The 23077-nt window shown below is 55.3% G+C and carries 23 protein-coding genes and 1 other annotated feature; of the genes, 14 read left to right on the top strand and 9 right to left on the bottom strand.

Going from position 1 to position 23077, the window contains the following annotated elements; translation table 11 throughout:
- Window positions 1-2: 2 nt before the first annotated feature.
- The 4 genes from trpCF to trpL all read right to left on the bottom strand — a co-directional run bounded on the left by trpCF (window position 3) and on the right by trpL (window position 4660).
- Window positions 3-1361, bottom strand: a complete 1359-nt coding sequence (trpCF, locus tag ADJ24_RS05970) for a bifunctional indole-3-glycerol-phosphate synthase TrpC/phosphoribosylanthranilate isomerase TrpF (protein WP_023312080.1) — start codon at window positions 1359-1361, stop codon at window positions 3-5.
- Window positions 1362-1364: 3 nt separating this feature from the next.
- A complete protein-coding gene (gene trpD / locus ADJ24_RS05965; protein WP_023312079.1) occupies window positions 1365-2960 on the bottom strand; it encodes a bifunctional anthranilate synthase glutamate amidotransferase component TrpG/anthranilate phosphoribosyltransferase TrpD in 1596 nt (531 codons plus the stop codon).
- Window positions 2960-4522 (bottom strand): anthranilate synthase component 1, encoded by a 1563-nt coding sequence (locus ADJ24_RS24785; protein WP_023312078.1) that lies wholly within the window; start codon window positions 4520-4522, stop codon window positions 2960-2962. Before ADJ24_RS24785 ends, trpD begins: the two co-directional genes overlap by 1 nt.
- A 23-nt stretch (window positions 4523-4545) precedes the next feature.
- Window positions 4546-4639, bottom strand: a sequence feature (Trp leader region).
- Window positions 4616-4660 (bottom strand): trp operon leader peptide, encoded by a 45-nt coding sequence (gene trpL, locus ADJ24_RS24950; protein ID WP_071524153.1) that lies wholly within the window; start codon window positions 4658-4660, stop codon window positions 4616-4618. (Overlaps the previous feature by 24 nt.)
- Before the next feature lie 139 nt (window positions 4661-4799).
- On the opposite strand from trpL, the gene rnm reads away from it, so the two are divergent.
- The 3 genes from rnm (at window position 4800) to rluB (ending at window position 7270) form a co-directional block, all read left to right on the top strand.
- Entirely contained in the window at window positions 4800-5681 is an 882-nt protein-coding gene (gene rnm, locus ADJ24_RS05955; RefSeq protein WP_048702282.1) for an RNase RNM, read from the top strand.
- Window positions 5678-6298 carry an L-threonylcarbamoyladenylate synthase gene (locus ADJ24_RS05950; protein WP_003856793.1) on the top strand — a complete coding sequence of 207 codons (621 nt, stop codon included), beginning with the start codon at window positions 5678-5680 and terminating at the stop codon, window positions 6296-6298. The genes rnm and ADJ24_RS05950 overlap by 4 nt, the downstream gene beginning before the upstream one ends.
- Before the next feature lie 96 nt (window positions 6299-6394).
- Window positions 6395-7270 (top strand): 23S rRNA pseudouridine(2605) synthase RluB, encoded by an 876-nt coding sequence (rluB, locus tag ADJ24_RS05945; RefSeq protein WP_023312076.1) that lies wholly within the window; start codon window positions 6395-6397, stop codon window positions 7268-7270.
- A 35-nt stretch (window positions 7271-7305) separates the two neighbouring features.
- On the opposite strand, the gene cobO is transcribed toward rluB, so the two are convergent.
- Window positions 7306-7896 (bottom strand): cob(I)yrinic acid a,c-diamide adenosyltransferase, encoded by a 591-nt coding sequence (gene cobO, locus ADJ24_RS05940; RefSeq protein ID WP_023312075.1) that lies wholly within the window; start codon window positions 7894-7896, stop codon window positions 7306-7308.
- The gene (locus tag ADJ24_RS05935; protein ID WP_023312074.1) at window positions 7893-8654 is read right to left on the bottom strand and encodes a YciK family oxidoreductase; all 762 of its coding nucleotides are present in this window, start codon (window positions 8652-8654) and stop codon (window positions 7893-7895) included. The genes cobO and ADJ24_RS05935 overlap by 4 nt, the downstream gene beginning before the upstream one ends.
- A gap of 251 nt (window positions 8655-8905) precedes the next feature.
- On the opposite strand from ADJ24_RS05935, the gene sohB reads away from it, so the two are divergent.
- Window positions 8906-9952: a protease SohB gene (gene sohB / locus ADJ24_RS05930; RefSeq protein ID WP_023312073.1), complete on the top strand. Its 1047-nt coding sequence runs from the start codon at window positions 8906-8908 to the stop codon at window positions 9950-9952.
- Window positions 9953-9986: 34 nt separating this feature from the next.
- Here the strand turns inward: sohB and ADJ24_RS05925 are convergent, their stop codons facing one another.
- Window positions 9987-10238, bottom strand: coding sequence for a YciN family protein (locus ADJ24_RS05925; RefSeq protein ID WP_023312072.1), 252 nt, complete (start codon window positions 10236-10238; stop codon window positions 9987-9989).
- A gap of 399 nt (window positions 10239-10637) precedes the next feature.
- Here ADJ24_RS05925 and topA point away from each other — a divergent pair, with 399 nt between their 5' ends.
- The 5 genes from topA to acnA all read left to right on the top strand — a co-directional run bounded on the left by topA (window position 10638) and on the right by acnA (window position 18123).
- Window positions 10638-13235 (top strand): type I DNA topoisomerase, encoded by a 2598-nt coding sequence (gene topA, locus ADJ24_RS05920; protein ID WP_023312071.1) that lies wholly within the window; start codon window positions 10638-10640, stop codon window positions 13233-13235.
- A 187-nt stretch (window positions 13236-13422) separates the two neighbouring features.
- Complete coding sequence (cysB, locus tag ADJ24_RS05915; protein ID WP_008502814.1) at window positions 13423-14397, top strand: HTH-type transcriptional regulator CysB; 975 nt, start codon at window positions 13423-13425, stop codon at window positions 14395-14397.
- 338 nt (window positions 14398-14735) lie between these two features.
- On the top strand, window positions 14736-14876 hold the full coding sequence (locus ADJ24_RS23430; protein WP_213327741.1) for a YmiA family putative membrane protein: 141 nt from the start codon (window positions 14736-14738) through the stop codon (window positions 14874-14876).
- A gap of 311 nt (window positions 14877-15187) precedes the next feature.
- Window positions 15188-15286, top strand: coding sequence for a small membrane protein YmiC (gene ymiC, locus ADJ24_RS25490; protein WP_032623144.1), 99 nt, complete (start codon window positions 15188-15190; stop codon window positions 15284-15286).
- Between the two features lie 161 nt (window positions 15287-15447).
- Window positions 15448-18123, top strand: a complete 2676-nt coding sequence (gene acnA / locus ADJ24_RS05910; protein WP_023312069.1) for an aconitate hydratase AcnA — start codon at window positions 15448-15450, stop codon at window positions 18121-18123.
- A gap of 37 nt (window positions 18124-18160) precedes the next feature.
- Here the strand turns inward: acnA and ribA are convergent, their stop codons facing one another.
- Window positions 18161-18751 (bottom strand): GTP cyclohydrolase II, encoded by a 591-nt coding sequence (gene ribA / locus ADJ24_RS05905; RefSeq protein ID WP_008501210.1) that lies wholly within the window; start codon window positions 18749-18751, stop codon window positions 18161-18163.
- 197 nt (window positions 18752-18948) lie between these two features.
- Between ribA and pgpB the strand changes: the two genes are divergently transcribed.
- From pgpB to yciH, 5 genes are all read left to right on the top strand, one after another.
- Entirely contained in the window at window positions 18949-19716 is a 768-nt protein-coding gene (pgpB, locus tag ADJ24_RS05900; protein WP_023312068.1) for a phosphatidylglycerophosphatase B, read from the top strand.
- Window positions 19717-19864: 148 nt separating this feature from the next.
- Window positions 19865-20173 carry a LapA family protein gene (locus ADJ24_RS05895; RefSeq protein WP_023312067.1) on the top strand — a complete coding sequence of 103 codons (309 nt, stop codon included), beginning with the start codon at window positions 19865-19867 and terminating at the stop codon, window positions 20171-20173.
- 6 nt (window positions 20174-20179) lie between these two features.
- Window positions 20180-21349 carry a lipopolysaccharide assembly protein LapB gene (lapB, locus tag ADJ24_RS05890; RefSeq protein ID WP_023312066.1) on the top strand — a complete coding sequence of 390 codons (1170 nt, stop codon included), beginning with the start codon at window positions 20180-20182 and terminating at the stop codon, window positions 21347-21349.
- A gap of 186 nt (window positions 21350-21535) precedes the next feature.
- Window positions 21536-22273 (top strand): orotidine-5'-phosphate decarboxylase, encoded by a 738-nt coding sequence (gene pyrF / locus ADJ24_RS05885; protein WP_023312065.1) that lies wholly within the window; start codon window positions 21536-21538, stop codon window positions 22271-22273.
- A complete protein-coding gene (yciH, locus tag ADJ24_RS05880; protein WP_023312064.1) occupies window positions 22273-22599 on the top strand; it encodes a stress response translation initiation inhibitor YciH in 327 nt (108 codons plus the stop codon). Before pyrF ends, yciH begins: the two co-directional genes overlap by 1 nt.
- Window positions 22600-22704: 105 nt before the next feature.
- Here yciH and osmB read toward each other — a convergent pair whose 3' ends face one another.
- On the bottom strand, window positions 22705-22923 hold the full coding sequence (gene osmB, locus ADJ24_RS05875) for an osmotically-inducible lipoprotein OsmB (RefSeq protein WP_008501216.1): 219 nt from the start codon (window positions 22921-22923) through the stop codon (window positions 22705-22707).
- Between the last annotated feature and the right edge of the window lie 154 nt (window positions 22924-23077).

The raw sequence follows: 23077 nt of genomic DNA, 5'->3' as shown, positions 1-23077 counted from the left end.
CCTTAATATGCACGCAGAGTTTTAAAAACCGAGGCCAGCTTGCTGGCATCTTTGATACCCGGCTGGGACTCTACGCCTGAATTGAAATCGAGGCCTGCGCAGCCGGTTTTAGCGGCTTCTACGCAGTTATCCGGGCCTAATCCACCCGCCAGCAGGACGTTGTCCAGCTTTGCGCCGTTCAGCAGCGACCAGTCAAAACGCTGGCCGGTACCGCCCTGGCCGTTATCGAGGACGTATTTATCCACGTAGTTCAGGTTACGCGAGGGCAACGTATCGCCAACGCTTTGCGCTTTCCAGATCTGCACCTGTGGTGCCAGCGCGGCGCGCAGGGCATCGATATAGATCTGGTCTTCATCGCCGTGGAGCTGCACCGCGCTCAGGGATAACGCGTCGGCTTTTGCCGCAACGTCTGCAATATCTGCATTGCGGAAAACGCCCACGTAGCTGAGCGGAGCCGCTGCGATGACCTTACGCGCCTGCTCTACGCTGACCGCGCGAGGAGAGGAATCCACAAAGATCAGCCCGCCATAAATCGCCCCGGCTTCATACGCGGCCTGAGCATCCTGTTCGCGGGTTAAGCCGCAGACTTTGTTTTCACCCAGCAGCACGCGACGCACAGCCGCATTGAGATCGTCATGTTCCATCATGGCGGAGCCAATCAGGAAACCGTTGGCGAAGTGGCTCAGCTCGCGCACCTGGGCGTAGCTATTAATGCCGGATTCGCTGATCACCGTGACGCCAGACTCCAGACGCGGCGCCAGCTGACGCGTACGGTTAAGGTCAATGGACAGGTCGCGCAGATCGCGGTTGTTAATGCCGACCACTTTGGCTTCCAGCGCAATCGCGCGCTCCAGCTCCTCTTCGTTGCTCACTTCGGTCAGCACGCCCATATTCAGGCTGTGCGCCACGGCGGAAAGCTGGCGATACTGCTCATCGTCGAGCACCGAGAGCATCAGCAGGCAGGCGTCGGCCTGGTAAAAACGCGCCAGCCAGATCTGATACGGGTCGATAATAAAGTCTTTGCACAGGATCGGCTGCGGCGCGATGCCGCTGACGATGGGCAGAAAATCGAAGCTGCCCTGAAAATATTTCTCATCCGTCAGCACGGAGATGGCTGAAGCATGATGCTTATAAATGCCGGCAATACGTGCCGGATCGAAATCGTCACGAATAACGCCTTTGGAGGGGGACGCTTTTTTGCACTCAAGAATAAACGCGGTGCGCGTACCCCGCAGGGCGTCATAGAAACGACGGCTGCTCGGGACGACGTCATTCTGGAAACTGGCAAGCGGCTGCTGTTGCTTGCGGGCTTCCACCCAGATGGCCTTATCGGCAACGATTTTCGCTAAAACGGTCTGCATTCTTTACCCTCTTGCCGCAAGTGCGGTAACGCGATCGTAAGCTGCACCGGAGCGCAGTACATCCAGAACTTTTTGAACGTTGGCCTTCAGGTCTTCCTCACCGTGCAAACGCATCAGCATGGCGACGTTGGCAGCAACGGCGGCCTCATGGGCGACCTCTCCTTTACCTTGTAATAAGCGCGTGAGAATGTCACGGTTTTCTTCCGGCGTACCGCCAGCCAGCGCTTCCTGATGGTATGGCGCAAGGCCGAAGTCGGCAGCCTCCAGCTGATAGCTCAGGATTTCACCGTCGCGCAGTTCGGCCACCAGCGTTGGCGCATGAAGAGAAACCTCATCCATACCGCCGCTGTGCACCACGGCGGCACGCTGATAACCCAGCACGCGCAGCGTCTCGGCAATCGGCAGAACCAGTTCCGGGCTGTAAACGCCAATCAGCGCCAGCGGCGGGTGGGCCGGGTTGATCAGCGGGCCGAGCACGTTAAACAGCGTGCGGGTTTTAAGCTGCTGACGAACCGGCATCGCGTGGCGGAAACCGGTGTGGTACTTCGGCGCAAACAGGAAGCAGACGCCCAGGTCATCCAGCGCTTCACGGGAACGCTCGGCGTTCATATCGAGGTTAATACCGAATGCGGCGAGCAGATCGGAAGAACCTGACCGGCTGGACACGCTGCGGTTGCCGTGCTTCGCGACCTTCAAACCACACGCCGCCGCCACGAAGGCGCTGGCGGTGGAGATATTGATGCTGTTACTGCCGTCACCGCCGGTACCGACAATATCCGCAAACTGATAGTCCGGGCGCGGGAACGGGGCGGCATTTTCCAGCAGTGCCGTGGCGGCACCGGCGATCTCCTGCGGGCTTTCGCCGCGCACCTTCATGCTCACCAGCGCGGCTGCCAGCTGCTCAGGCTTCAGCTCACCGCGAACCACGGCGGAGAAGAGCTGATGGCTCTCCTGCTGGCTCAGGGTCTGCGCCTGGTACAGTTTTTCCAGAATCGGCTGAAGGGTGTTGGTCTGCTCCAGCTTCTGTAACGCCCAGTCGAGCGTCTGCTCCAGCAGGCGGGCGCCATGGGAGGTCAGGATTGATTCCGGGTGGAACTGCAGGCCGCAGACGCGGTCCGCATCGTGGCGCACCGCCATCACCATACCTTCAAACGAGGCGTTGATCGTCAGCCCGGCGGGAATATTGCTGCCAACCAGCGAATGATAGCGCGCGACCGGGAGCGGGTTCGGCAGCCCGGCAAACATCGCCTGGCCGTCATGTTCAATGCTGGACGCTTTACCGTGCAGGATCTCACCCGCCTGGCCAACGTAGCCGCCGTAGGCTTCAACAATCGCCTGATGGCCAAGGCAGATGCCGACGATCGGCAGTTTCCCGCGCATGCGGGTCAGCAGCTCCGGCATACAGCCCGCTTCGCTCGGCGCGCCTGGCCCCGGGGAGAGCATCAGCACCGGGTTTTGCATGGTGGCCAGACGGTCAATCAGGGTCTGCGCCGGAACGTGGTTGCGGTAGATAACGACGTTGTGGCCATTCGCACGCAGCTGATCTGCCAGGTTATAGGTAAAGGAGTCGATATTATCGAGCAGCAGAATGTCAGCCATCAGAAAATCTCCTGTGCATGGTGTGCGGTAGCAATGGCTCGTAGGACCGCACGGGCTTTACTGCGCGTTTCGTCAGCTTCAGACTGCGGAACAGAATCAAGAACAATCCCGGCACCCGCCTGAACGGTGGCGATACCGTCTTCAACGTAGGCGGAGCGGATTACGATGCAGGTGTCGAGGTCACCGTGGGCGGTGAAGTAGCCCACCGCGCCGCCGTAGCTGCCGCGACGGCGTCCTTCGGCGGCAGCAATCAGCTGCATGGCGCGTACTTTCGGCGCGCCGCTGAGGGTGCCCATGTTCATGCAGGCGCGGTAGGCGTGCAGCACGTCGAGATCGTGGCGCAGCTCGCCGACCACGCGGGAGACCAGGTGCATCACGAACGAATAGCGGTCGACTTTGGTCAGGTCCGCCACGTAGCGGCTGCCGGGAGTACAAATGCGTGCCAGATCGTTACGCGCCAGGTCAACCAGCATCAGGTGCTCGGAGAGTTCTTTATGGTCGGTGCGCATCTCCAGCTCGATGCGGCTGTCCAGATCGCGGTCCAGCGAGCCATCGGCGCGGCGTCCGCGCGGACGGGTACCGGCAATCGGGTAGATCTCAATCTGACGGCTGGTGGCGTCGTATTTCAGCGAGCTTTCCGGCGAGGCGCCGAACAGCGTGAATTCGTTGTCCTGCATGAAGAACATGTACGGGCTTGGGTTACTCTTTTTCAGCACGTCGTAGGCTGCGAGCGGCGACGGGCAGGGCAGTGAGAAGCGACGGGACGGCACGACCTGGAAAATTTCCCCGGCGCGAATCGCTTTTTGCATCTGGCGAACCACGGCGCCGTACTGATCGTCAGTCTGGTTAACGTCGCAGGTCATTTTCTCCACGCGCTGCACCGGCAGCGCGGGTGGTGCTTCCGTCATCTGCTGCTGCAGCTGAGCGATGCGGTACTCAAGACGGTTTTTCTCAGCGGCAGACGGCGTGAACAGGCTTGCCTGGATGCGGGTGTATTGCTTCTGGTGGTCGATCACCAGCAGCGTTTCAGCCAGATAGAAGCAATAATCCGGGCAGCGATTGCCCTGCTCGGTTTCCGGCAAATCTTCAAAACCGGCAACCAGGTCGTAAGCAAACAGCCCGCCGAAGAACATCGCCTCACGCTCGTCTTCCGGCACGGTGACCAGATTCTGCAGCAGGCGGAAGGCATCGAAAACGGACAGGGAGCAGAGGCGCGCGTCTTCGTCCAGCAGCTGGCTCACCGGCGGGAAATGCAGAATGCGCATTTCTGGATGACGTTCATTTTCAATGCCCGACGGCAGGGCGGCATCCAGCAGCGGCAGCAGCGATGCGCCATTGTCTGATAATGCCTTGATGGTGACAGTGTCACCTAAAGCGGTAATGCGCAGCGCGCTGTCGACCAGCAGCAGGCTCTTGAGATCGTCCTTGCTGTCGATATCCGCCGATTCCAGCAGCAGCGTTGCCGGACGTGCCCCGCACACCTGATGAAACAGCGCGGTCGGGTTGTGGCGATAGGCCGCCTCGCAGGTCAGCAGTTCGAGATGAGGTTTGGCTGTTTGCATGTTGTTGTTCTCATATTTTGTTCAAAAAAAAGCCCGCTGGGTAGCGGGCGGGTATCTGTTTGCATTTCGCAGACGCGTGACACTGCCCGAAGATCAGGAAGTGCGCCACCAGCCGTGAAGAGCGAAATGTGCTGTCATTTTCAGATACCTTTCTCGTGTGAACTTGCGTACTAGTTAACTAGTTCGATGGCAAGTTGTCAACCCTTGATTTCAGAATTTCGCGTTAAGTCGGTATCATGGTGTTTTCGGATGTCTCCAACCTGTTATGGGAAGTGCTTTGAGCGATACCACCTACGCCATTATTTATGATTTACACAGCCATACTCAGGCCTCTGACGGCCTGCTGACACCCGAAGCCCTGGTTCATCGCGCCGTTGAAATGCGCGTCGGCACGCTGGCGATAACCGATCACGATACCACTGATGCCATTCCGGCGGCGCGCGCAGAGATTGCCCGCAGCGGGCTGGCGCTGAATCTGGTGTCCGGCGTCGAGATCTCGACCGTCTGGGAAAACCATGAGATTCATATTGTTGGCCTGAACATCGATATAGACCATCCGGCACTTACGGCATTTTTGCAAGAACAAAAAACGCGCCGCAATCAGCGCGCAGAGATGATCGGCGAGCGTCTGGAAAAGGCGCATATTCCGGGCGCGCTGGAAGGCGCGCAAAAGATGGCGAACGGCGGGGCGGTCACCCGCGGTCATTTCGCCCGTTTTCTGGTCGACGCGGGCAAAGCGACGAACATGGCGGACGTCTTTAAAAAGTATCTGGCACGCGGTGAAACCGGATACGTTCCGCCACAGTGGTGTACAATAAAACAAGCTATTGATGTGATTCATCATTCTGGCGGTAAGGCCGTGCTGGCCCATCCTGGGCGGTATAATCTTTCTGCTAAATGGCTGAAAAGGCTGCTGGCACACTTTGCCGAATGCGGTGGCGAGGCGATGGAAGTCGCCCAGTGTCAGCAGGCGCCCAACGAGCGCGCGCAGCTCGCGACCTATGCCCGCCAGTTCGGCCTGCTTGGGTCACAGGGCTCTGATTTCCATCAGCCCTGCGCGTGGATCGAACTGGGGCGCAAGCTCTGGTTGCCCGCTGGCGTTGAGCCGGTCTGGCAGCTCTGGGAACAGCCGCAGCAAATTGAAGAGAGGGAAGTATGAGTCAGTTTTTCTATATCCATCCGGATAACCCGCAGCCACGTCTGATCAACCAGGCCGTGGAGATCGTCCGCAAAGGTGGCGTGATTGTCTACCCGACCGATTCAGGCTATGCGCTGGGCTGTAAAATTGAAGATAAAGGGGCAATGGAGCGCATTTGCCGTATTCGCCAGCTGCCGGACGGCCATAACTTTACTCTGATGTGCCGCGATCTCTCTGAGCTGTCGACCTATGCGTATGTTGATAACGTGGCGTTTCGCCTGATTAAGAACAACACGCCGGGCAACTACACCTTCATCCTGAAGGGCACGAAGGAAGTACCGCGTCGTCTGCTGCAGGAGAAACGCAAAACCATCGGTATGCGCGTGCCGTCGAACCCGATTGCGCAGGCGCTGCTGGAAACCCTCGGCGAACCGATGCTTTCTACCTCGCTGATGCTGCCCGGAAGTGAGTTTACCGAGTCCGATCCGGAAGAGATCAAAGATCGTCTTGAGAAGGTGGTCGAGCTGATTATTCACGGCGGCTATCTCGGCCAGCAGCCGACCACCGTGGTCGACTTAACCGAAGATGCACCGGAAGTGATTCGTGAAGGCGTGGGTGACGTAAAGCCTTTCTTGTAAAGGTATAAGCAGATATACTACGCGGCCATCAAAGCAGGGCTCAGCCCTCTTTTGACCTGATTCGACGCCTGTGAAGGCGACACCTGAGGAAGCTCAATGAGCGAGAAGTTACAGAAAGTGCTGGCGCGCGCCGGCCACGGCTCACGCCGTGAAATCGAAGCCATTATTGAAGCGGGTCGCGTGAGTGTGGACGGGAAAATCGCCACGCTGGGTGACCGCGTTGAAATCGTACCGGGGCTGAAGATCCGCATCGACGGTCACCTCATCTCCGTGAAAGAGTCCGCTGAACAGATCTGCCGCGTGCTGGCTTACTACAAGCCGGAAGGCGAGCTGTGCACCCGCAACGACCCGGAAGGTCGTCCGACGGTGTTTGACCGTCTGCCTAAACTGCGTGGCGCTCGCTGGATTGCCGTCGGTCGTCTGGACGTGAACACCTGTGGTCTGCTGCTGTTCACCACCGATGGTGAACTGGCAAACCGTCTGATGCACCCAAGCCGTGAAGTGGAACGTGAATACGCGGTGCGCGTATTTGGCCAGGTTGACGAAAATAAACTGCGCGATCTGTCGCGTGGCGTTCAGCTTGAAGACGGTCCTGCGGCGTTCAAAACCATCAAATTTACCGGTGGGGAAGGCATTAACCAGTGGTACAACGTAACCCTGACCGAAGGCCGTAACCGCGAGGTGCGTCGTCTCTGGGAAGCGGTAGGCGTCCAGGTGAGCCGTCTGATCCGCGTCCGTTACGGCGACATTCTGCTGCCGAAAGGACTGCCGCGCGGGGGGTATACCGAACTGGATCTGACCCAAACCAACTACCTGCGCGAGCTTGTCGGCCTGACGCCGGAAACCACCTCAAAAGTGGCGGTGGAAAAAGATCGTCGTCGCATGAAGGCGAATCAGATCCGTCGCGCGGTGAAGCGCCACAGCCAGGTGAGCAGCAGCCGCCGCTCCGGGAGCCGTAACAACAACGGTTAATATAAAAGCCCGGTGAACGCACCGGGCTTTTTTCTTTAGTAATCAATTCCAATTTGCGCTTTGATGCCTGCATCAAACGCATGTTTGACCGGACGCAGCTCGCTGACGGTATCGGCCATCTCCAGAATATCCCGATGACACCCGCGCCCCGTGACGATAACCGTCTGGTGTACAGGACGATTCTTTAGAGCATCCAGCACGGCTTCCAGCGGCAGGTAGTCGTAGGCGACCATATAGGTGATCTCATCCAGCAGAACCATATTCAGCGAGGGATCGGCCAGCATTCTCTTTGCATGCTCCCAGACGGCGAGACAGGCTGCGGTGTCCGTTTCCCGATTCTGAGTATCCCACGTAAAACCGGTCGCCATCACCTGAAACTCAACGCCGTGAGGCTCAAGCAAATTCCGCTCACCGTTGGGCCATTCGCCTTTGATAAACTGGATGACGCCCACTTTTTGCCCGTGTCCGACGGCGCGTGTCGCCGTGCCGAATGCGGCGGTGGTTTTCCCTTTTCCGTTGCCGGTAAAAACGATGACGATCCCACGTTCGTCCTGGGCTGCGGCAACGCGTGCATCGACCTGTTCTTTCAGACGCTGCTGGCGCTGCTGATGACGTTCTTCACTCATTGCGAAATTCCTGGTTTACGTCCCGGCTGGGCGTCAAAGGTCATCCCGGTTTTGCGGCGGCTGTCGTCGCCCATCAGCCAGAGATAGAGCGGCATAATGTCTGCCGGGGTTTTCAGCTTCTGCGGATCTTCGCTCGGGAACGCGCTGGCGCGCATTTTGGTGCGCGTACCGCCCGGGTTAATGCAGTTTACGCGCAGATGGCGGCTCTGATACTCCTCCGCCAGCACCTGCATCATGCCTTCGGTCGCGAATTTTGATACGGCATAGGCTCCCCAGTTTGCGCGTCCTTCACGGCCAACGCTGGACGAGGTAAAGACCAGGGACCCGGACTCGGATTTGAGTAATAAAGGAAGCAATGCCTGTGTCAGGAAAAACGTGCCGTTGACGTTGACCTGCATCACCTGCTGCCAGATATCAGGATCCTGTTCATCCATCGGACGAACCTCGCCTAACAAACCGGCGTTATGCAGCACGCCGTCGAGTCTCGGATAGTGAACGCTGATGCGCTGGGCTAATTCCTGGCACACCGCGGGCGTGCAGGTCAGTAAATCGAGTGTATACCACGGGGCAGGCGTGCCGCATTTAGCCTCAACCTCCTGAGCGACGTTTTGCAGTTTTTCTTCGCTGCGGCCGATCAGAATGACGTTCGCGCCATATTCGGCGTATGTCAGGGCCGCCTCGCGGCCAATCCCGTCGCTGGCACCGGTGACAAGAATAATCCGGTTGTGCAGCAGATTTTTTTGCGGTTGATAATGCACGGTGACTCCTCAGGCGACCGGTGACGCAATGGTGCCTTTATAATGACTTTTCGGCTTTATGCCCGAATTCGCCTGATAATTCAATCAGTCTACAGGACGCATTACTGTAAAATTAACATTTTGCAAATATTTAATCTCCGGTCCGGGGATTCCTGAAGGCGCCTCGCAGAGGTAATGTCGCGAGCGAGACGCATGGGCAGGGCTGTTGTACACTGCCGTGAAAGATTCGTGGTTAAATCAAGGTGGAACGCGTGGAATTACTTTCTCAATATGGGTTGTTTTTGGCCAAAATCGCGACGGTGGTGATTGCCATTGCGGTGGTAGCCGTTCTGATTGTCAACCTGACGCAGCGCAAGCGTCAGCGTGGGGAGTTACGCATCACCCGCCTGAGCGAGCAGTATAAAGAGATGCAGGAAGAGATGTCTCTGGCGCTGCTTGATAGTCATCAACAGAAACTCTGGCTGAAAGCGCAGAAGAAAAAGCATAAACAGGAAGCCAAAGCGGCAAAGGCAAAAGCAAAGTTCAATGTGCCGCAGGATAAGGCCACGCCGCGCGTCTATGTGCTCGATTTTAAAGGCAGTATGGATGCGCATGAAGTGTCTTCTCTGCGGGAGGAAGTGACTGCCGTTCTGGCCGTGGCGACACCGCAGGATCAGGTTGTCGTGCGTCTTGAAAGCCCGGGCGGGGTGGTTCACGGTTACGGACTGGCCGCCTCACAGCTGCAGCGCCTGCGTGAAAAACAGATCCCGCTGACCGTGGCCGTGGATAAAGTGGCGGCGAGCGGTGGCTACATGATGGCCTGCGTGGCGGACAAAATTGTTGCCGCGCCGTTCTCCATAATTGGCTCGATCGGCGTGGTCGCGCAAATTCCGAACTTTAACCGCTTCCTGAAAAATAAAGAGATCGATATCGAACTTCACACGGCGGGTCAGTACAAACGTACTCTGACGCTACTGGGGGAAAACACGGAAGAAGGGCGTCAAAAATTCCGCGAAGATCTCAATGAAACGCATCATCTCTTTAAAGATTTTGTACACCGTATGCGCCCAACGCTCGATATTGAACAGGTCGCGACGGGCGAGCACTGGTACGGCGTCCAGGCGCAGGAGAAAGGGCTGGTGGATGAAGTTGGAACCAGCGACGATCTGCTGCTCAATCTGATGGAAGGTCGGGAACTGGTGGGCGTGCGCTTTACCCAGCGTAAGCGACTCCTTGACCGCTTTACCAACAGTGCCGCAGAAAGCGCGGACCGCCTGCTGCTGCGCTGGCTACAGCGCGGACAAAAACCGCTGCTGTAAACAAAAACGCGAGGCATATGCCTCGCGCTTTGCGTTAATCGACCAGGTGATATTTCTCTGAAAGCGTATGCGCCAGGTATTTGAACATGTTAAACACGGCGGTGCTTTTCGGGGTCGGTAAACCCTGTTCGTCAAGGAAGTATTCGCCGCTGAAAATCAGCACGCCATTACGCTGCTCTACGCCGGTGGCTTCAATGCCCGCCAGCGTATCTTCATGGTCACGGATAAGCTTGTTTGCTTCGATAAGCAGAGAGGCTCGGTCAATAGGTTGGGTCGTATTCTGCATAATCCACTCCTTAAACAGTGACAATAGTCTACGCCGAGGGCGCTTTGGGGGCAAATTTTCCCTGTAATGTGAGGGGATAAGGTGCAGGGTCCTGGCTGGCGGGATCTGCTTTTGCATGCTAATAAAGTTGCGTAACGAATTTTATCAGGTAGAGTGTGCGCTTTCGTCATTCTGGCAACAGAATTGCTTGACATTCAACCGGGAATTCGTCACGAATTACACGAGATGTGAGAAAAATACCCGAAAACTCAATCACCTGGGCGTCTTCTCATTAACGTCCGGTAAGACAAAGGGGTTGATATCTCCTGACGCAGTCGCAATATCATTGGCTCGTCGTCAGCGGAAGGGAAATCAACGTGCGGCGTATTCCTGGAAGAATTAAATTAGGTAAAGGTGAATATGGGTAAAGCTCTCGTCATCGTTGAGTCCCCGGCAAAAGCCAAAACGATCAATAAGTATCTGGGTAATGACTACGTGGTTAAGTCCAGCGTGGGTCATATCCGCGATTTGCCGACCAGTGGCTCAGCCAGCAAAAAGAGCGCAGACTCTACCTCCACCAAAGGGGCTAAAAAGCCTAAAAAGGATGAACGTAGCGCGCTTGTCAACCGCATGGGTGTTAACCCATGGCATAACTGGGATGCACAATATGAAGTGCTGCCCGGTAAAGAAAAAGTCGTTAACGAACTGAAGCAGCTTGCTGAAAAAGCAGACCACATCTATCTCGCAACCGACCTTGACCGCGAAGGGGAAGCCATTGCGTGGCACCTGCGGGAAGTGATTGGTGGTGATGACAAACGCTACAGCCGTGTAGTGTTTAACGAAATTACGAAGAATGCGATTCGTCAGGCGTTTGAGAAGCCGGGCGAGCTGAATATTGACCGCGTAAACGCACAGCAGGCACGTCGCTTTATGGACCGCGTTGTGGGCTACATGGTCTCTCCACTGCTGTGGAAGAAGATTGCCCGTGGCCTGTCCGCAGGGCGTGTGCAGTCCGTCGCCGTGCGTCTGGTCGTTGAGCGTGAGCGCGAAATTAAAGCCTTCGTGCCGGAAGAGTTCTGGGAAGTCGATGCCAATGTGACCACGCCGGGCGGTGACGCTCTGCCGCTGCAGGTGAGCCATCACAACGACAAGCCTTTCCGTCCGGAAAACCGCGACCAGACCATGGCCGCCGTAGCGCTGTTGGAAAAAGCACGCTATCAGGTGCTGGAACGTGAAGACAAACCGACCAGCAGCAAGCCGGGTGCGCCGTTTATTACCTCTACGCTGCAGCAGGCTGCAAGCACGCGTCTGGGTTATGGCGTGAAGAAGACCATGATGATGGCGCAGCGCCTGTATGAAGCGGGCTACATCACCTACATGCGTACCGACTCAACCAACCTGAGCCAGGATGCGGTCAACATGGTCCGCGGCTACATCAGCGACAATTTCGGTAAGAAATACCTGCCGGAAAGCGCTAACCAGTTCGCCAGCAAAGAGAACTCTCAGGAAGCTCACGAAGCGATTCGTCCTTCTGACGTCTCGGTGTTAGCGGAATCGCTGAAAGACATGGAAGCTGACGCGCAGAAACTGTATCAGCTGATCTGGCGTCAGTTCGTGGCGTGCCAGATGACCCCAGCGCAGTACGACTCCACCACGCTGACCGTCGGCGCGGGTGATTTCCGCCTGAAGGCGCGCGGTCGTATTCTGCGCTTCGACGGCTGGACGAAGGTGATGCCTGCGCTGCGTAAAGGCGATGAAGACAGAACGCTGCCTGCGGTTAATAAAGGTGACGAGTTGTCGCTTGTCGATCTGGTTCCGGCACAGCACTTCACCAAGCCACCTGCGCGCTTCAGTGAAGCGTCCCTGGTGAAAGAGCTGGAAAAACGCGGTATTGGTCGTCCATCGACCTACGCGTCCATCATCTCGACCATTCAGGACCGCGGCTACGTGCGCGTTGAAAACCGCCGTTTCTATGCGGAAAAAATGGGTGAGATCGTCACTGACCGTCTGGAAGCAAACTTCCGCGAGTTGATGAACTACGATTTCACCGCGCAAATGGAAGACAGCCTCGACCAGGTTGCCAGCCATCAGGCGGAATGGAAAAAGGTACTCGACAGCTTCTTCAGCGACTTTACCGACCAGCTTGAAAAAGCGGAGAAAGACCCTGAAGAGGGCGGCATGCTGCCTAACCAGATGGTTCTGACCAGCATCGACTGTCCAACCTGCGGCCGCAAGATGGGGATCCGCACCGCAACCACAGGCGTGTTCCTTGGCTGCTCCGGCTATGCGCTGTCACCAAAAGAGCGCTGCAAAACCACCATCAACCTGGTGCCTGAGAACGAAGTTCTCAACGTGCTGGAGGGTGACGATGCGGAAACTAACGCTCTGCGTGCCAAACGCCGCTGCAAGAAATGCGGCACGGCAATGGACAGCTACCTGATCGATCCAAAACGTAAGCTGCACGTTTGCGGTAATAACCCAACGTGTGACGGGTATGAGATCGAAGAGGGCGAGTTCCGCATTAAAGGCTATGACGGCCCGATTGTGGAATGCGAGAAGTGTGGTTCTGAAATGCACCTGAAAATGGGGCGTTTCGGTAAGTACATGGCCTGTACCAACGACGAGTGTAAAAACACGCGCAAAATTCTGCGTAACGGCGAAGTGGCTCCTCCTAAGGAAGATCCGGTTCCGCTGCCAGAACTGCCGTGCGAGAAATCAGACGCGTACTTCGTGCTGCGTGATGGTGCTGCAGGTGTCTTCCTGGCCGCCAACACCTTCCCAAAATCGCGTGAAACGCGCGCGCCGCTGGTGGAAGAGCTGCATCGCTTCCGCGATCGTCTGCCTGAGAAACTGCGTTATCTGGCCGACGCGCCACAGCAGGATCCGGAAGGCAACAAAACCGTGGTACGGTTTAGCCGTAAAACTAAGCAGCAGTATGTTACGGCAGAGAAAGAGGGTAAAGCGACCGGATGGTCAGCCTTCTTTGTCGATGGCAAATGGGTTGAAGGCAAGAAATAATCTTCCCTTACCGTAACTTACCTGTAAAAGGGCCGGATTTCCGGCCCTTTTTTATTACCTTGTTATTATTTTTTGTTCCGTACTATACAGTCAGGCTATAAATGATATAGTGGTTATAGTTAACCTGTTTCTTATTATTAAATCGTCTTAAGCGATTGACCGCATGCGCTAAATCGGATGGTCTGGCATGAAATTACAGCAGCTTCGTTATATCGTTGAGGTGGTGAATCATAACCTTAACGTCTCTTCTACCGCCGAGGGGTTGTATACCTCGCAACCGGGCATCAGCAAACAAGTTCGTATGCTGGAGGACGAGTTAGGTATCCAGATATTTGCCCGCAGCGGTAAGCATCTCACTCAGGTGACGCCTGCGGGGCAGGAAATCATCCGCATTGCGCGGGAAGTCCTCTCTAAAGTCGACGCAATTAAGTCTGTGGCGGGGGAACACACCTGGCCGGATAAAGGTTCGCTGTATATTGCCACGACGCACACCCAGGCGCGCTATGCGCTACCCGGTGTGATCAAAGGCTTTATCGAGCGTTATCCTCGCGTCTCTTTGCATATGCACCAGGGCTCGCCAACGCAAATTGCTGAAGCCGTATCCAAGGGGAATGCAGACTTTGCCATCGCCACCGAAGCGCTTCATCTGTATGACGATCTGGTGATGCTTCCATGCTATCACTGGAACCGTTCTATCGTGGTGACCCCCGATCACCCCCTGGCGGGTAAAGGGTCGGTCACTATCGAAGAGCTGGCTCAATATCCGTTGGTGACGTATACGTTTGGCTTTACCGGACGGTCCGAGCTTGATACGGCCTTTAACCGGGCAGGGTTAACGCCGCGCATTGTCTTTACCGCGACGGATGCCGACGTGATTAAAACCTATGTGCGGCTTGGTCTGGGGGTGGGCGTTATTGCCAGCATGGCGGTGGATCCGGTGTCAGACCCTGACCTGGTGCGTCTTGATGCGCATGATGTTTTCAGTCATAGCACTACAAAGATTGGCTTCCGTCGTAGCACCTTCCTCCGCAGCTATATGTATGATTTTATTCAGCGCTTTGCCCCTCATTTAACGCGTGACGTGGTTGATACCGCCGTTGCATTACGCTCAAATGAAGATATTGAAGAGATGTTTAAAGACATCAAACTCCCCGAAAAATAATCACACCCGGTATCTTTCCCTTAGGGAAAGATACCGAAATAACGCCTCAAAGCTAAATTAGAATTATCATCATCTACGCATCCCCTGTCATATAATGTCATTATCCATTTAATCTGTAAGGCCATAATGTCGTGAATTGGCGACAAAAGTAGAAACTAATTTACGCCTTCGCAAATTTTTCTTTTCAATTATTTATTTCTGGTCAAAAGATTGAATATTTCATACCTTCCGGTGCGTAAATTCACTGGCTTTTCGGCTAAAGTTTCTTTAGGATTTATCTCAACAGATGATTAATTGTACCAATTGTTTGGTCCTAAATGATAAGCGATGTCGATTGTATGAGGTTAGCAATGCCTTCAGGAAGTGAAGAACCGCAAAGGGATCCTGCGCTCAAGCGTAAAGCCTGGCTGGCGGTCTTTCTCGTCTCTACCCTGTTTTGGGTGGTGGTTGCTCTCCTGGCCTGGAAATATTGGGGTTAAATATGGCAGTGACGGTACGTACAGAAACGGTAAAACAGATGTGTCAGCATCGTGACAACGGCCACAGAGGGCGTAAAGCACCTGCGACTGTTGTACCCGCGTCCTGGAAACTAACGCCGCAGCAGCAAGCGTTTATTGATGTGTTCGCAGAAGACGAACCCAAAAAACAATAATTTAGTTAATTGCGTAATGATGCAAATAGTCTGAATATCGACTCTGCACTTTCGTACTCTTTAATAAATACACATCAGCAATATAGCACTGAGGACTTACCTCGGAACTTTTAATAAATAATGCCTGGTGTCCCTATGATGAATAACATGACGTCTCACAAATACTGGTCATGGATCGGCGTTTTTACCGTGTCGATTCTGTTCTGGAGTCAGCTCATCTGGTTGGCCCTCCACTAAATTGTAAAACCTCGCTACGGCGGGGTTTTTTGTTTTTCCTTTCTGGACCAATCCTAAATTTATCAATTTGGGTTGTTATCAAAACGTTACGACATCTTTGTGTTATCTTTAATTACGGCCCTGATGATTGTCGGGGCATCTCTGTGATTAAGGAGGAGCTTATGTCGTTAACCCTACGCGAAGCCAGTAAGGATACGTTACAGGCAGAAAATAAAACCTGGCATTACTACAGCCTGCCGCTGGCTGCCAGAACGCTTGGGGACATTTCGCGTTTACCCAAGTCATTGAAAGTTTTACTGGAAAACCTATTGCGCTGGCAGGACGGTGACTCTGTCACCCTCGATGATATCAAGGCGCTGGCAGGGTGGCTGGAAAATGCCCATGCCGACAGAGAAATCGCCTACCGCCCGGCCAGGGTGCTGATGCAGGACTTTACCGGTGTCCCGGCCGTCGTTGATTTAGCCGCGATGCGCGAGGCCGTTAAGCGTCTCGGCGGAGATACGGCAAAAGTGAATCCGCTTTCCCCCGTTGACCTCGTCATTGACCACTCCGTAACCGTTGACCGCTTTGGTGATGACGACGCCTTTGGCGAGAACGTGCGTCTGGAGATGGAACGCAACCACGAGCGCTACGTGTTTCTTAAGTGGGGGCAGCAGGCGTTCAGCCGGTTTAGCGTGGTCCCGCCGGGTACCGGTATTTGTCACCAGGTGAACCTTGAATATCTGGGTAAAGCCGTCTGGAGTGAATTGCAGGATAAAGAGTGGGTCGCCTATCCGGACACGCTGGTGGGCACGGACTCCCATACCACCATGATCAACGGTCTGGGCGTGCTGGGCTGGGGCGTCGGGGGTATCGAAGCGGAAGCGGCCATGCTCGGCCAGCCGGTGTCCATGCTTATCCCTGACGTGGTGGGCTTCAAGCTCACCGGCAAGCTGTCTGAAGGCATTACCGCCACCGATCTGGTGCTCACCGTCACCCAGATGCTGCGTAAGCATGGTGTGGTGGGTAAGTTTGTAGAATTCTACGGTGATGGTCTGGATTCGCTGCCGCTTGCCGACCGTGCCACCATTGCCAATATGGCGCCGGAATACGGTGCAACCTGCGGCTTTTTCCCCATCGATGACGTCACGCTGGAATACATGCGCCTTAGCGGGCGCAGCGAAGAGCAGGTCGCGCTGGTGGAGGCCTATACCAAAGCGCAGGGCATGTGGCGAAACCCGGGCGATGAACCGGTCTTCACCAGCACGCTTGAACTCGATATGGGAAGCGTCGAGGCGAGCCTCGCCGGGCCGAAACGTCCACAGGATCGGGTTGCGCTGAGTGACGTGCCAAAAGCCTTTGCCGCCAGCAATGCCCTGGAAGTGAACGTGGCGCAGAAAGATCATCGTCCGGTCGACTATGTTCTGAACGGACATCAGTATCAGCTCCCGGACGGCGCGGTTGTTATTGCGGCCATTACCTCCTGCACCAACACCTCGAACCCCAGCGTCTTAATGGCGGCAGGTCTGCTGGCTAAAAAGGCGGTAGAGCTTGGGCTAAAACCTCAGCCATGGGTCAAGGCCTCGCTGGCACCGGGTTCCAAAGTGGTATCGGATTATCTGGCGCAGGCCAAACTGACGCCGTACCTTGACGAACTGGGCTTTAACCTCGTGGGCTATGGCTGTACGACCTGCATTGGTAACTCCGGTCCACTGCCTGAACCGATTGAAACGGCGATTAAGCAGGGCGACCTGACGGTAGGCGCGGTCCTGTCCGGTAACCGAAACTTTGAAGGGCGTATTCACCCGCTGGTGAAAACCAACTGGCTTGCCTCGCCGCCGCTGGTCGTGGCGTATGCCCTTGCAGGCAACATGAATATCAACCTGGCGACCGATCCGATTGGGCACGATCGCAAGAATGATCCTGTCTACCTGAAAGATATCTGGCCATCTTCGCGTGAAATCGCGCTGGCCGTTGAAAAGGTCTCAACCGAGATGTTCCGCAAAGAGTATGCGGAGGTCTTTGAAGGCACGCCGGAGTGGAAAACCATCAACGTCGTGGGCTCAGATACCTACGACTGGCAGGATGACTCGACCTATATTCGTCTGTCGCCGTTCTTTGATGAGATGCTGGCCGAGCCGGCACCGCTTAAAGATATCCACGGCGCGCGCATACTGGCGATGCTGGGGGATTCCGTCACGACGGACCACATCTCTCCGGCGGGGAGTATTAAAGCCGATAGCCCGGCAGGACGTTATCTGCAGAGCCGGGGTGTCGAACGCCGCGATTTTAACTCCTACGGCTCGCGTCGCGGCAACCATGAGGTCATGATGCGCGGGACCTTTGCCAACATCCGCATTCGTAACGAAATGGTCCCGGGCGTGGAAGGGGGCATGACGCGCCATCTGCCGGGGACGGAAGTGGTTTCGATTTATGATGCGGCGGTCAAATATCAACAGGAAGGTACGCCGCTGGCGGTGATCGCCGGGAAAGAGTACGGTTCCGGCTCCAGCCGCGACTGGGCGGCGAAAGGTCCGCGTCTGCTGGGCGTTCGCGTGGTCATCGCCGAATCGTTCGAACGTATTCACCGCTCGAATCTGATTGGTATGGGGATCCTGCCGCTCGAGTTTCCGCAGGGTGTGACGCGTAAAACGCTGGGACTGACCGGGGAAGAGCAGATTGAGATTAGCGGTCTGCAAAACCTGCAGCCGGGGAAAACGGTGCCGGTGAAGTTAACGCGGGCAGACGGGAAAATCGAGGTGCTGGATTGCCGGTGCCGTATTGATACGGCAACCGAGCTGACCTATTACCAGAACGACGGCATTTTACATTATGTGATTCGTAAGATGCTGGATTGATGAAACGAGCCCGGCACCCGTGCCGGGCTTTTTAGCATTACTCTTTCAGCAGATGACCCATTTTGGCGGCTTTGGTATCCAGGTAGTGGGCGTTCTTCGGGTTACGGCCGACAATCAGCGGTACGCGCTCGACGATATTGATCCCCGCTTCGGTCAGGATCTCCACTTTTTTCGGGTTATTGGTCAGCAGGCGAACTTCGTCCACGCCCAGCAGCTTGAACATATCGGCGCATAAGGTGAAGTCGCGTTCGTCAGCGGCAAAGCCGAGCTGATGGTTTGCTTCAACCGTATCGTAGCCCTGGTCCTGAAGCGCGTAGGCGCGGATTTTATTCAGCAGACCAATATTACGACCTTCCTGACGGTGATAAAGCAGCACACCGCGGCCTTCTTCTGCAATATGAGACAGGGCGGCTTCCAGCTGGAAACCACAATCACAGCGCAGGCTGAACAGCGCGTCGCCGGTAAGACACTCTGAATGGACGCGGGACAGAACCGGCGTCTGCCCTGAAATGTCACCATAAACCAGCGCGACATGATCCTGTCCGGTTGCCAGTTCTTCAAAACCCACCATCAGGAAATCGCCCCATGGGGTTGGCAGTTTGGCTTCTGCCACACGTTTAAGCTGCATGTGATTCTCCAGAGTAGGCTGACACGTTTCGTGCCTTTGCCCTGTTTTGCTTTCTGTATCAGTTCATTTTGCCACAAGCTCAGCAGGTTCGCCTAATGGGCACCATGCTATATGAACGTTAAACGCACGATCCGACATATCCACCAGGATGATTAATTTCAGTTATGATTGTGACGCTTAGCGAAAAAGGAGAAGACATGCTTTCAATCGCCAGACGTACGGCAGCAGGTGCGGCCATTTTACTGATTATGCCTCTGGCCGTATGGCTTTCAGGCTGGATGTGGCAGCCCGGGCACAATGCCACGTGGCTGAAAACGTTATACTGGATAACGGAAACGGTCACCCAGCCGTGGGGGATTATTACCCACGTACTCCTCTGCGCCTGGTTTCTGTGGTGCCTGCGCTTTCGTTTGCGCGCGGCGCTGATGCTCTTTGCGATCCTCGGGGGCGCTATCCTTGTCGGCCAGGGCGTAAAGTCCTGGGTTAAAGATCGCGTTCAGGAACCGCGTCCTTTTGTCGTCTGGCTGGAAAAAACGCATCATGTTCCGGTGGATGAGTTCTACAATTTAAAGCGTAAAGATCGTGGCGCGCTGGTGAAAGAACAGCTTTCGGAACAGCAGGATATCCCGAAATTCTTGCGTAAACACTGGCAGAAAGAGACCGGGTTCGCGTTTCCTTCCGGTCACACCATGTTTGCGGCCAGCTGGGCGTTGCTGGGGGTTGGGCTGCTTTGGCCAAGGCGCCGAACGATCACTATCGTGATTTTACTGGTCTGGGCGACGGGAGTCATGGGCAGCCGCCTGCTGCTGGGGATGCACTGGCCGCGCGACCTGGTCGTCGCCACGCTCATCTCATGGCTGCTGATCGTGCTGGCGACCTGGCTCACTGAACGATTCTGCGGCCCGCTAACGCCACCGCCAGAAGAGAAAGAAGAAATTGCCGAAAGGGACCAGACAGACGCCTGACGGTTGATATTCCGCATTTTGCCCATAGATCCATGACCTGCGCGTCACTTTTTCCGTTTCGCGCTCGTCGCTAAAATGGTAGTTTATAAGGCTGATTGCGGTGAATTGAACACACTTTATTCGCTTGAACCACATAACGGGAAGTAATGTGAAATATTTACTCATTTTCTTACTGGTATTGGCGATTTTTGTCATTTCAGTCACGTTGGGTGCACAAAACGATCAGCAGGTGACGTTTAACTATCTGCTGGCTCAGGGTGAGTATCGCGTCTCGAGCCTGCTGGCGGTCTTATTTGCTGCCGGATTTGCCATTGGCTGGCTGGTTTGCGGTCTGTTCTGGCTTAAAGTCCGTGTTTCTCTTGCGCGCGCTGAACGTAAAATTAAGCGACTCGAAAATAACATTGCCCCTGCGTCTGACATCCCGGAAAGCTCTGGTGTGCCGGTCGTGAAGGAATAATCGACTATGCTGGAGTTGTTGTTTCTGCTTTTGCCTGTAGCCGCAGCCTATGGCTGGTATATGGGCCGCAGAAGTGCGCAACAAACAAAACAGGATGAGGCCAACCGGCTCTCCCGCGACTACGTTGCGGGGGTGAACTTCCTTCTGAGCAATCAGCAGGACAAAGCGGTAGACCTGTTCCTCGATATGCTGAAAGAGGATACGGGGACGGTTGAAGCGCATCTCACCCTGGGCAACCTGTTCCGCTCGCGCGGCGAGGTCGATCGTGCCATTCGTATTCACCAGACCCTGATGGAAAGCGCCTCGCTGACCTACGATCAACGTCTCCTTGCGGTGCAACAGCTGGGGCGGGATTACATGGCCGCAGGTTTGTACGATCGCGCAGAAGATATGTTCGCGCAGCTGGTGGACGAAACAGATTTCCGCATCGGCGCGCTGCAGCAGCTCCTGCAGATTTATCAGGCCACCAGCGACTGGCAGAAAGCCATTGATACCGCGGAACGTCTGGTGAAGCTGGGTAAAGATAAGCAGCGCGTTGAGATCGCCCATTTCTACTGTGAGCTGGCTCTTCAGCAGATGGGCAACGACGACATGGATAAAGCCATGGCGCTGCTGAAGAAAGGCGCCGCCGCGGACCGCAACAGCGCGCGAATCTCCATCATGATGGGGCGCGTCTTTATGGCGAGTGGCGACTACGCCAAAGCCGTTGAAAGCCTGCTGCGGGTTATCGACCAGGACAAAGAGCTGGTCAGTGAAACGCTGGAAATGCTGCAAACCTGCTATCAACAGCTGGACAAGCAGGAAGAGTGGGTAGCTTTCCTGCGTCGCTGCGTGGAAGAAAATACCGGTGCCACCGCTGAACTGATGCTCTCAGACGTCGTTGAGCAGTATGAGGGAAGCGACACCGCGCAGGTTTATATTACGCGTCAGCTGCAGCGCCATCCGACCATGCGGGTGTTCCATAAGCTGATGGATTACCACCTGAACGACGCTGAAGAAGGGCGCGCCAAAGAGAGCCTGATGGTGCTGCGCGACATGGTTGGCGAACAGGTGCGCAGCAAGCCGCGCTATCGTTGCCAGAAGTGTGGTTTTACCGCGTATACGCTCTACTGGCACTGTCCTTCCTGCCGCGCCTGGTCCACCATCAAGCCAATCCGTGGTCTGGACGGGCAGTAATTTTTTTAAAACACTCCACTTTAGTTACAACATACTGATCTTTTTTCCCATATCCTGAACTCCGTGCGGTTTGTCGGCCTGGCAGGCGCGTAAATGGATCCTGTCAATTTGCGACGTCGGCAGGTAGAATGCTGGCCGTTTATCTGTTCCGCGCCGCTGCGCGCCCATAGACGAAAAGGGCTGGTCATGACGTCTGTTACATCCTCCACTTCCCGCGTAATTACGGATTCTCCTGTTGTTGTTGCGCTTGATTACAATAAGCGTGACGCTGCACTGGCGTTTGTCGACGGCATCGACCCTCGCGACTGCCGTCTGAAAGTTGGCAAAGAGATGTTCACGCTGTTTGGACCGCAAATCGTTCGCGATCTGCAGCAGCGCGGCTTTGACGTTTTCCTCGACCTGAAATTCCATGATATCCCGAATACCACGGCGCACGCCGTTGCCGCAGCCGCAGAGCTGGGCGTATGGATGGTCAACGTCCATGCATCGGGTGGGGCAAGAATGATGACGGCCGCCCGTGAGGCGCTCCTGCCGTTCGGTAAAGATTCACCGTTGCTGATTGCGGTCACCGTTCTGACCAGTATGGACGAAAACGATCTACGCGACCTGGGCGTGACGTTGTCACCCGCCGAGCATGCCGAACGTCTCGCGCGTCTGACGCAGCATTGCGGCCTGGATGGCGTCGTCTGCTCCGCGCAGGAAGCGGTACGTTTCAAATCAGCGCTGGGCCAGGATTTTAAACTGGTTACGCCGGGTATCCGTCCTGCAGGCAGCGAAGTGGGCGATCAGCGCCGTATTATGACGCCTGAGCAGGCGCTGGCTGCTGGCGTTGACTACATGGTCATCGGGCGTCCGGTAACGCAGTCTGCCAACCCGGCTGAGACGCTTAAGGCTATTAACGCCTCACTGAAAAAGGGGGCGTAATGACCGATTCCAACAGCCGTCTGGTCTATTCAACCGACAGCGGGCGTATAGACGAGCCGAAAGCGAAAGTGGAACGTCCTAAGGGGGACGGCATCGTTCGGATCCAGCGCCAGACCAGTGGACGAAAAGGGAAAGGGGTTTGCCTTATCTCCGGCATTGACTTGGATGATGCTGAACTGGCAAAGCTGGCGGCCGAGTTGAAAAAGAAATGTGGCTGCGGCGGCGCCGTGAAAGACGGCATTATTGAAATCCAGGGGGATAAGCGTGATTTAATAAAATCTCTGCTTGAAGCCAAAGGGATGAAAGTCAAACTGGCAGGCGGCTAAAATAAATGAGCCACGGCAAATGCCGTGGCTCGTGTTATATACGTGCGTATGTCAGACCTGAAATGCGTTCAAATATCGCAATACCGGGGAAGGCTTAGATAATAATTATTTGCCAACCTGGTGACCGATAATACCACCGACAGCAGCGCCACCTAATGTACCCAGCGTACTACCATCCGTTAATACTGCACCACCGAGAGCACCGGCACCGGCACCAATAGCGGTGTTACGGTCACGTTTAGACCAGTTAGAGCACGCGCTCAGGGACATTGCTACAGTGATTGCCAGAACAGCGGCGGCTAATTTTTTGCTGGTTAAGGTCATAATACTTTCTCCTGAATTATCGATTCACGGAAAGATGTACACGTTAAGTATAGACGAATCGAATACTTAATTCTGTTCTCCGTGAAAGCTGGTCGCGCAGGCGTTACGTAATCACGCAGGTGATAGTCACTTCCTGTTATATCGCTAACATTAA

The sequence above is a fragment of the Enterobacter sp. 940_PEND genome, assembly GCF_001059415.1.
Taxonomy (GTDB): domain Bacteria; phylum Pseudomonadota; class Gammaproteobacteria; order Enterobacterales; family Enterobacteriaceae; genus Enterobacter; species Enterobacter cloacae_M.
This window is presented reverse-complemented; position numbering and strand designations above follow the sequence as displayed.

Bases quoted from the DNA above. Each gene is read 5' to 3' on its own strand.
- ymiC (WP_032623144.1), top strand. From the start codon at position 15,188: ATGAATAACATGACGTCTCACAAATACTGGTCATGGATCGGCGTTTTT.
- pyrF (WP_023312065.1), top strand. From the start codon at position 21,536: ATGACGTCTGTTACATCCTCCACTTCCCGCGTAATTACGGATTCTCCT.
- cobO (WP_023312075.1), bottom strand. From the start codon at position 7,896: ATGAGTGAAGAACGTCATCAGCAGCGCCAGCAGCGTCTGAAAGAACAG.
- rluB (WP_023312076.1), top strand. From the start codon at position 6,395: ATGAGCGAGAAGTTACAGAAAGTGCTGGCGCGCGCCGGCCACGGCTCA.
- cysB (WP_008502814.1), top strand. From the start codon at position 13,423: ATGAAATTACAGCAGCTTCGTTATATCGTTGAGGTGGTGAATCATAAC.
- pgpB (WP_023312068.1), top strand. From the start codon at position 18,949: ATGCTTTCAATCGCCAGACGTACGGCAGCAGGTGCGGCCATTTTACTG.
- ADJ24_RS24785 (WP_023312078.1), bottom strand. From the start codon at position 4,522: ATGCAAACAGCCAAACCTCATCTCGAACTGCTGACCTGCGAGGCGGCC.
- ADJ24_RS05925 (WP_023312072.1), bottom strand. From the start codon at position 10,238: ATGCAGAATACGACCCAACCTATTGACCGAGCCTCTCTGCTTATCGAA.
- osmB (WP_008501216.1), bottom strand. From the start codon at position 22,923: ATGACCTTAACCAGCAAAAAATTAGCCGCCGCTGTTCTGGCAATCACT.
- topA (WP_023312071.1), top strand. From the start codon at position 10,638: ATGGGTAAAGCTCTCGTCATCGTTGAGTCCCCGGCAAAAGCCAAAACG.
- yciH (WP_023312064.1), top strand. From the start codon at position 22,273: ATGACCGATTCCAACAGCCGTCTGGTCTATTCAACCGACAGCGGGCGT.
- ADJ24_RS05950 (WP_003856793.1), top strand. From the start codon at position 5,678: ATGAGTCAGTTTTTCTATATCCATCCGGATAACCCGCAGCCACGTCTG.
- lapB (WP_023312066.1), top strand. From the start codon at position 20,180: ATGCTGGAGTTGTTGTTTCTGCTTTTGCCTGTAGCCGCAGCCTATGGC.
- trpD (WP_023312079.1), bottom strand. From the start codon at position 2,960: ATGGCTGACATTCTGCTGCTCGATAATATCGACTCCTTTACCTATAAC.
- ADJ24_RS23430 (WP_213327741.1), top strand. From the start codon at position 14,736: ATGAGGTTAGCAATGCCTTCAGGAAGTGAAGAACCGCAAAGGGATCCT.
- ribA (WP_008501210.1), bottom strand. From the start codon at position 18,751: ATGCAGCTTAAACGTGTGGCAGAAGCCAAACTGCCAACCCCATGGGGC.
- acnA (WP_023312069.1), top strand. From the start codon at position 15,448: ATGTCGTTAACCCTACGCGAAGCCAGTAAGGATACGTTACAGGCAGAA.
- trpCF (WP_023312080.1), bottom strand. From the start codon at position 1,361: ATGCAGACCGTTTTAGCGAAAATCGTTGCCGATAAGGCCATCTGGGTG.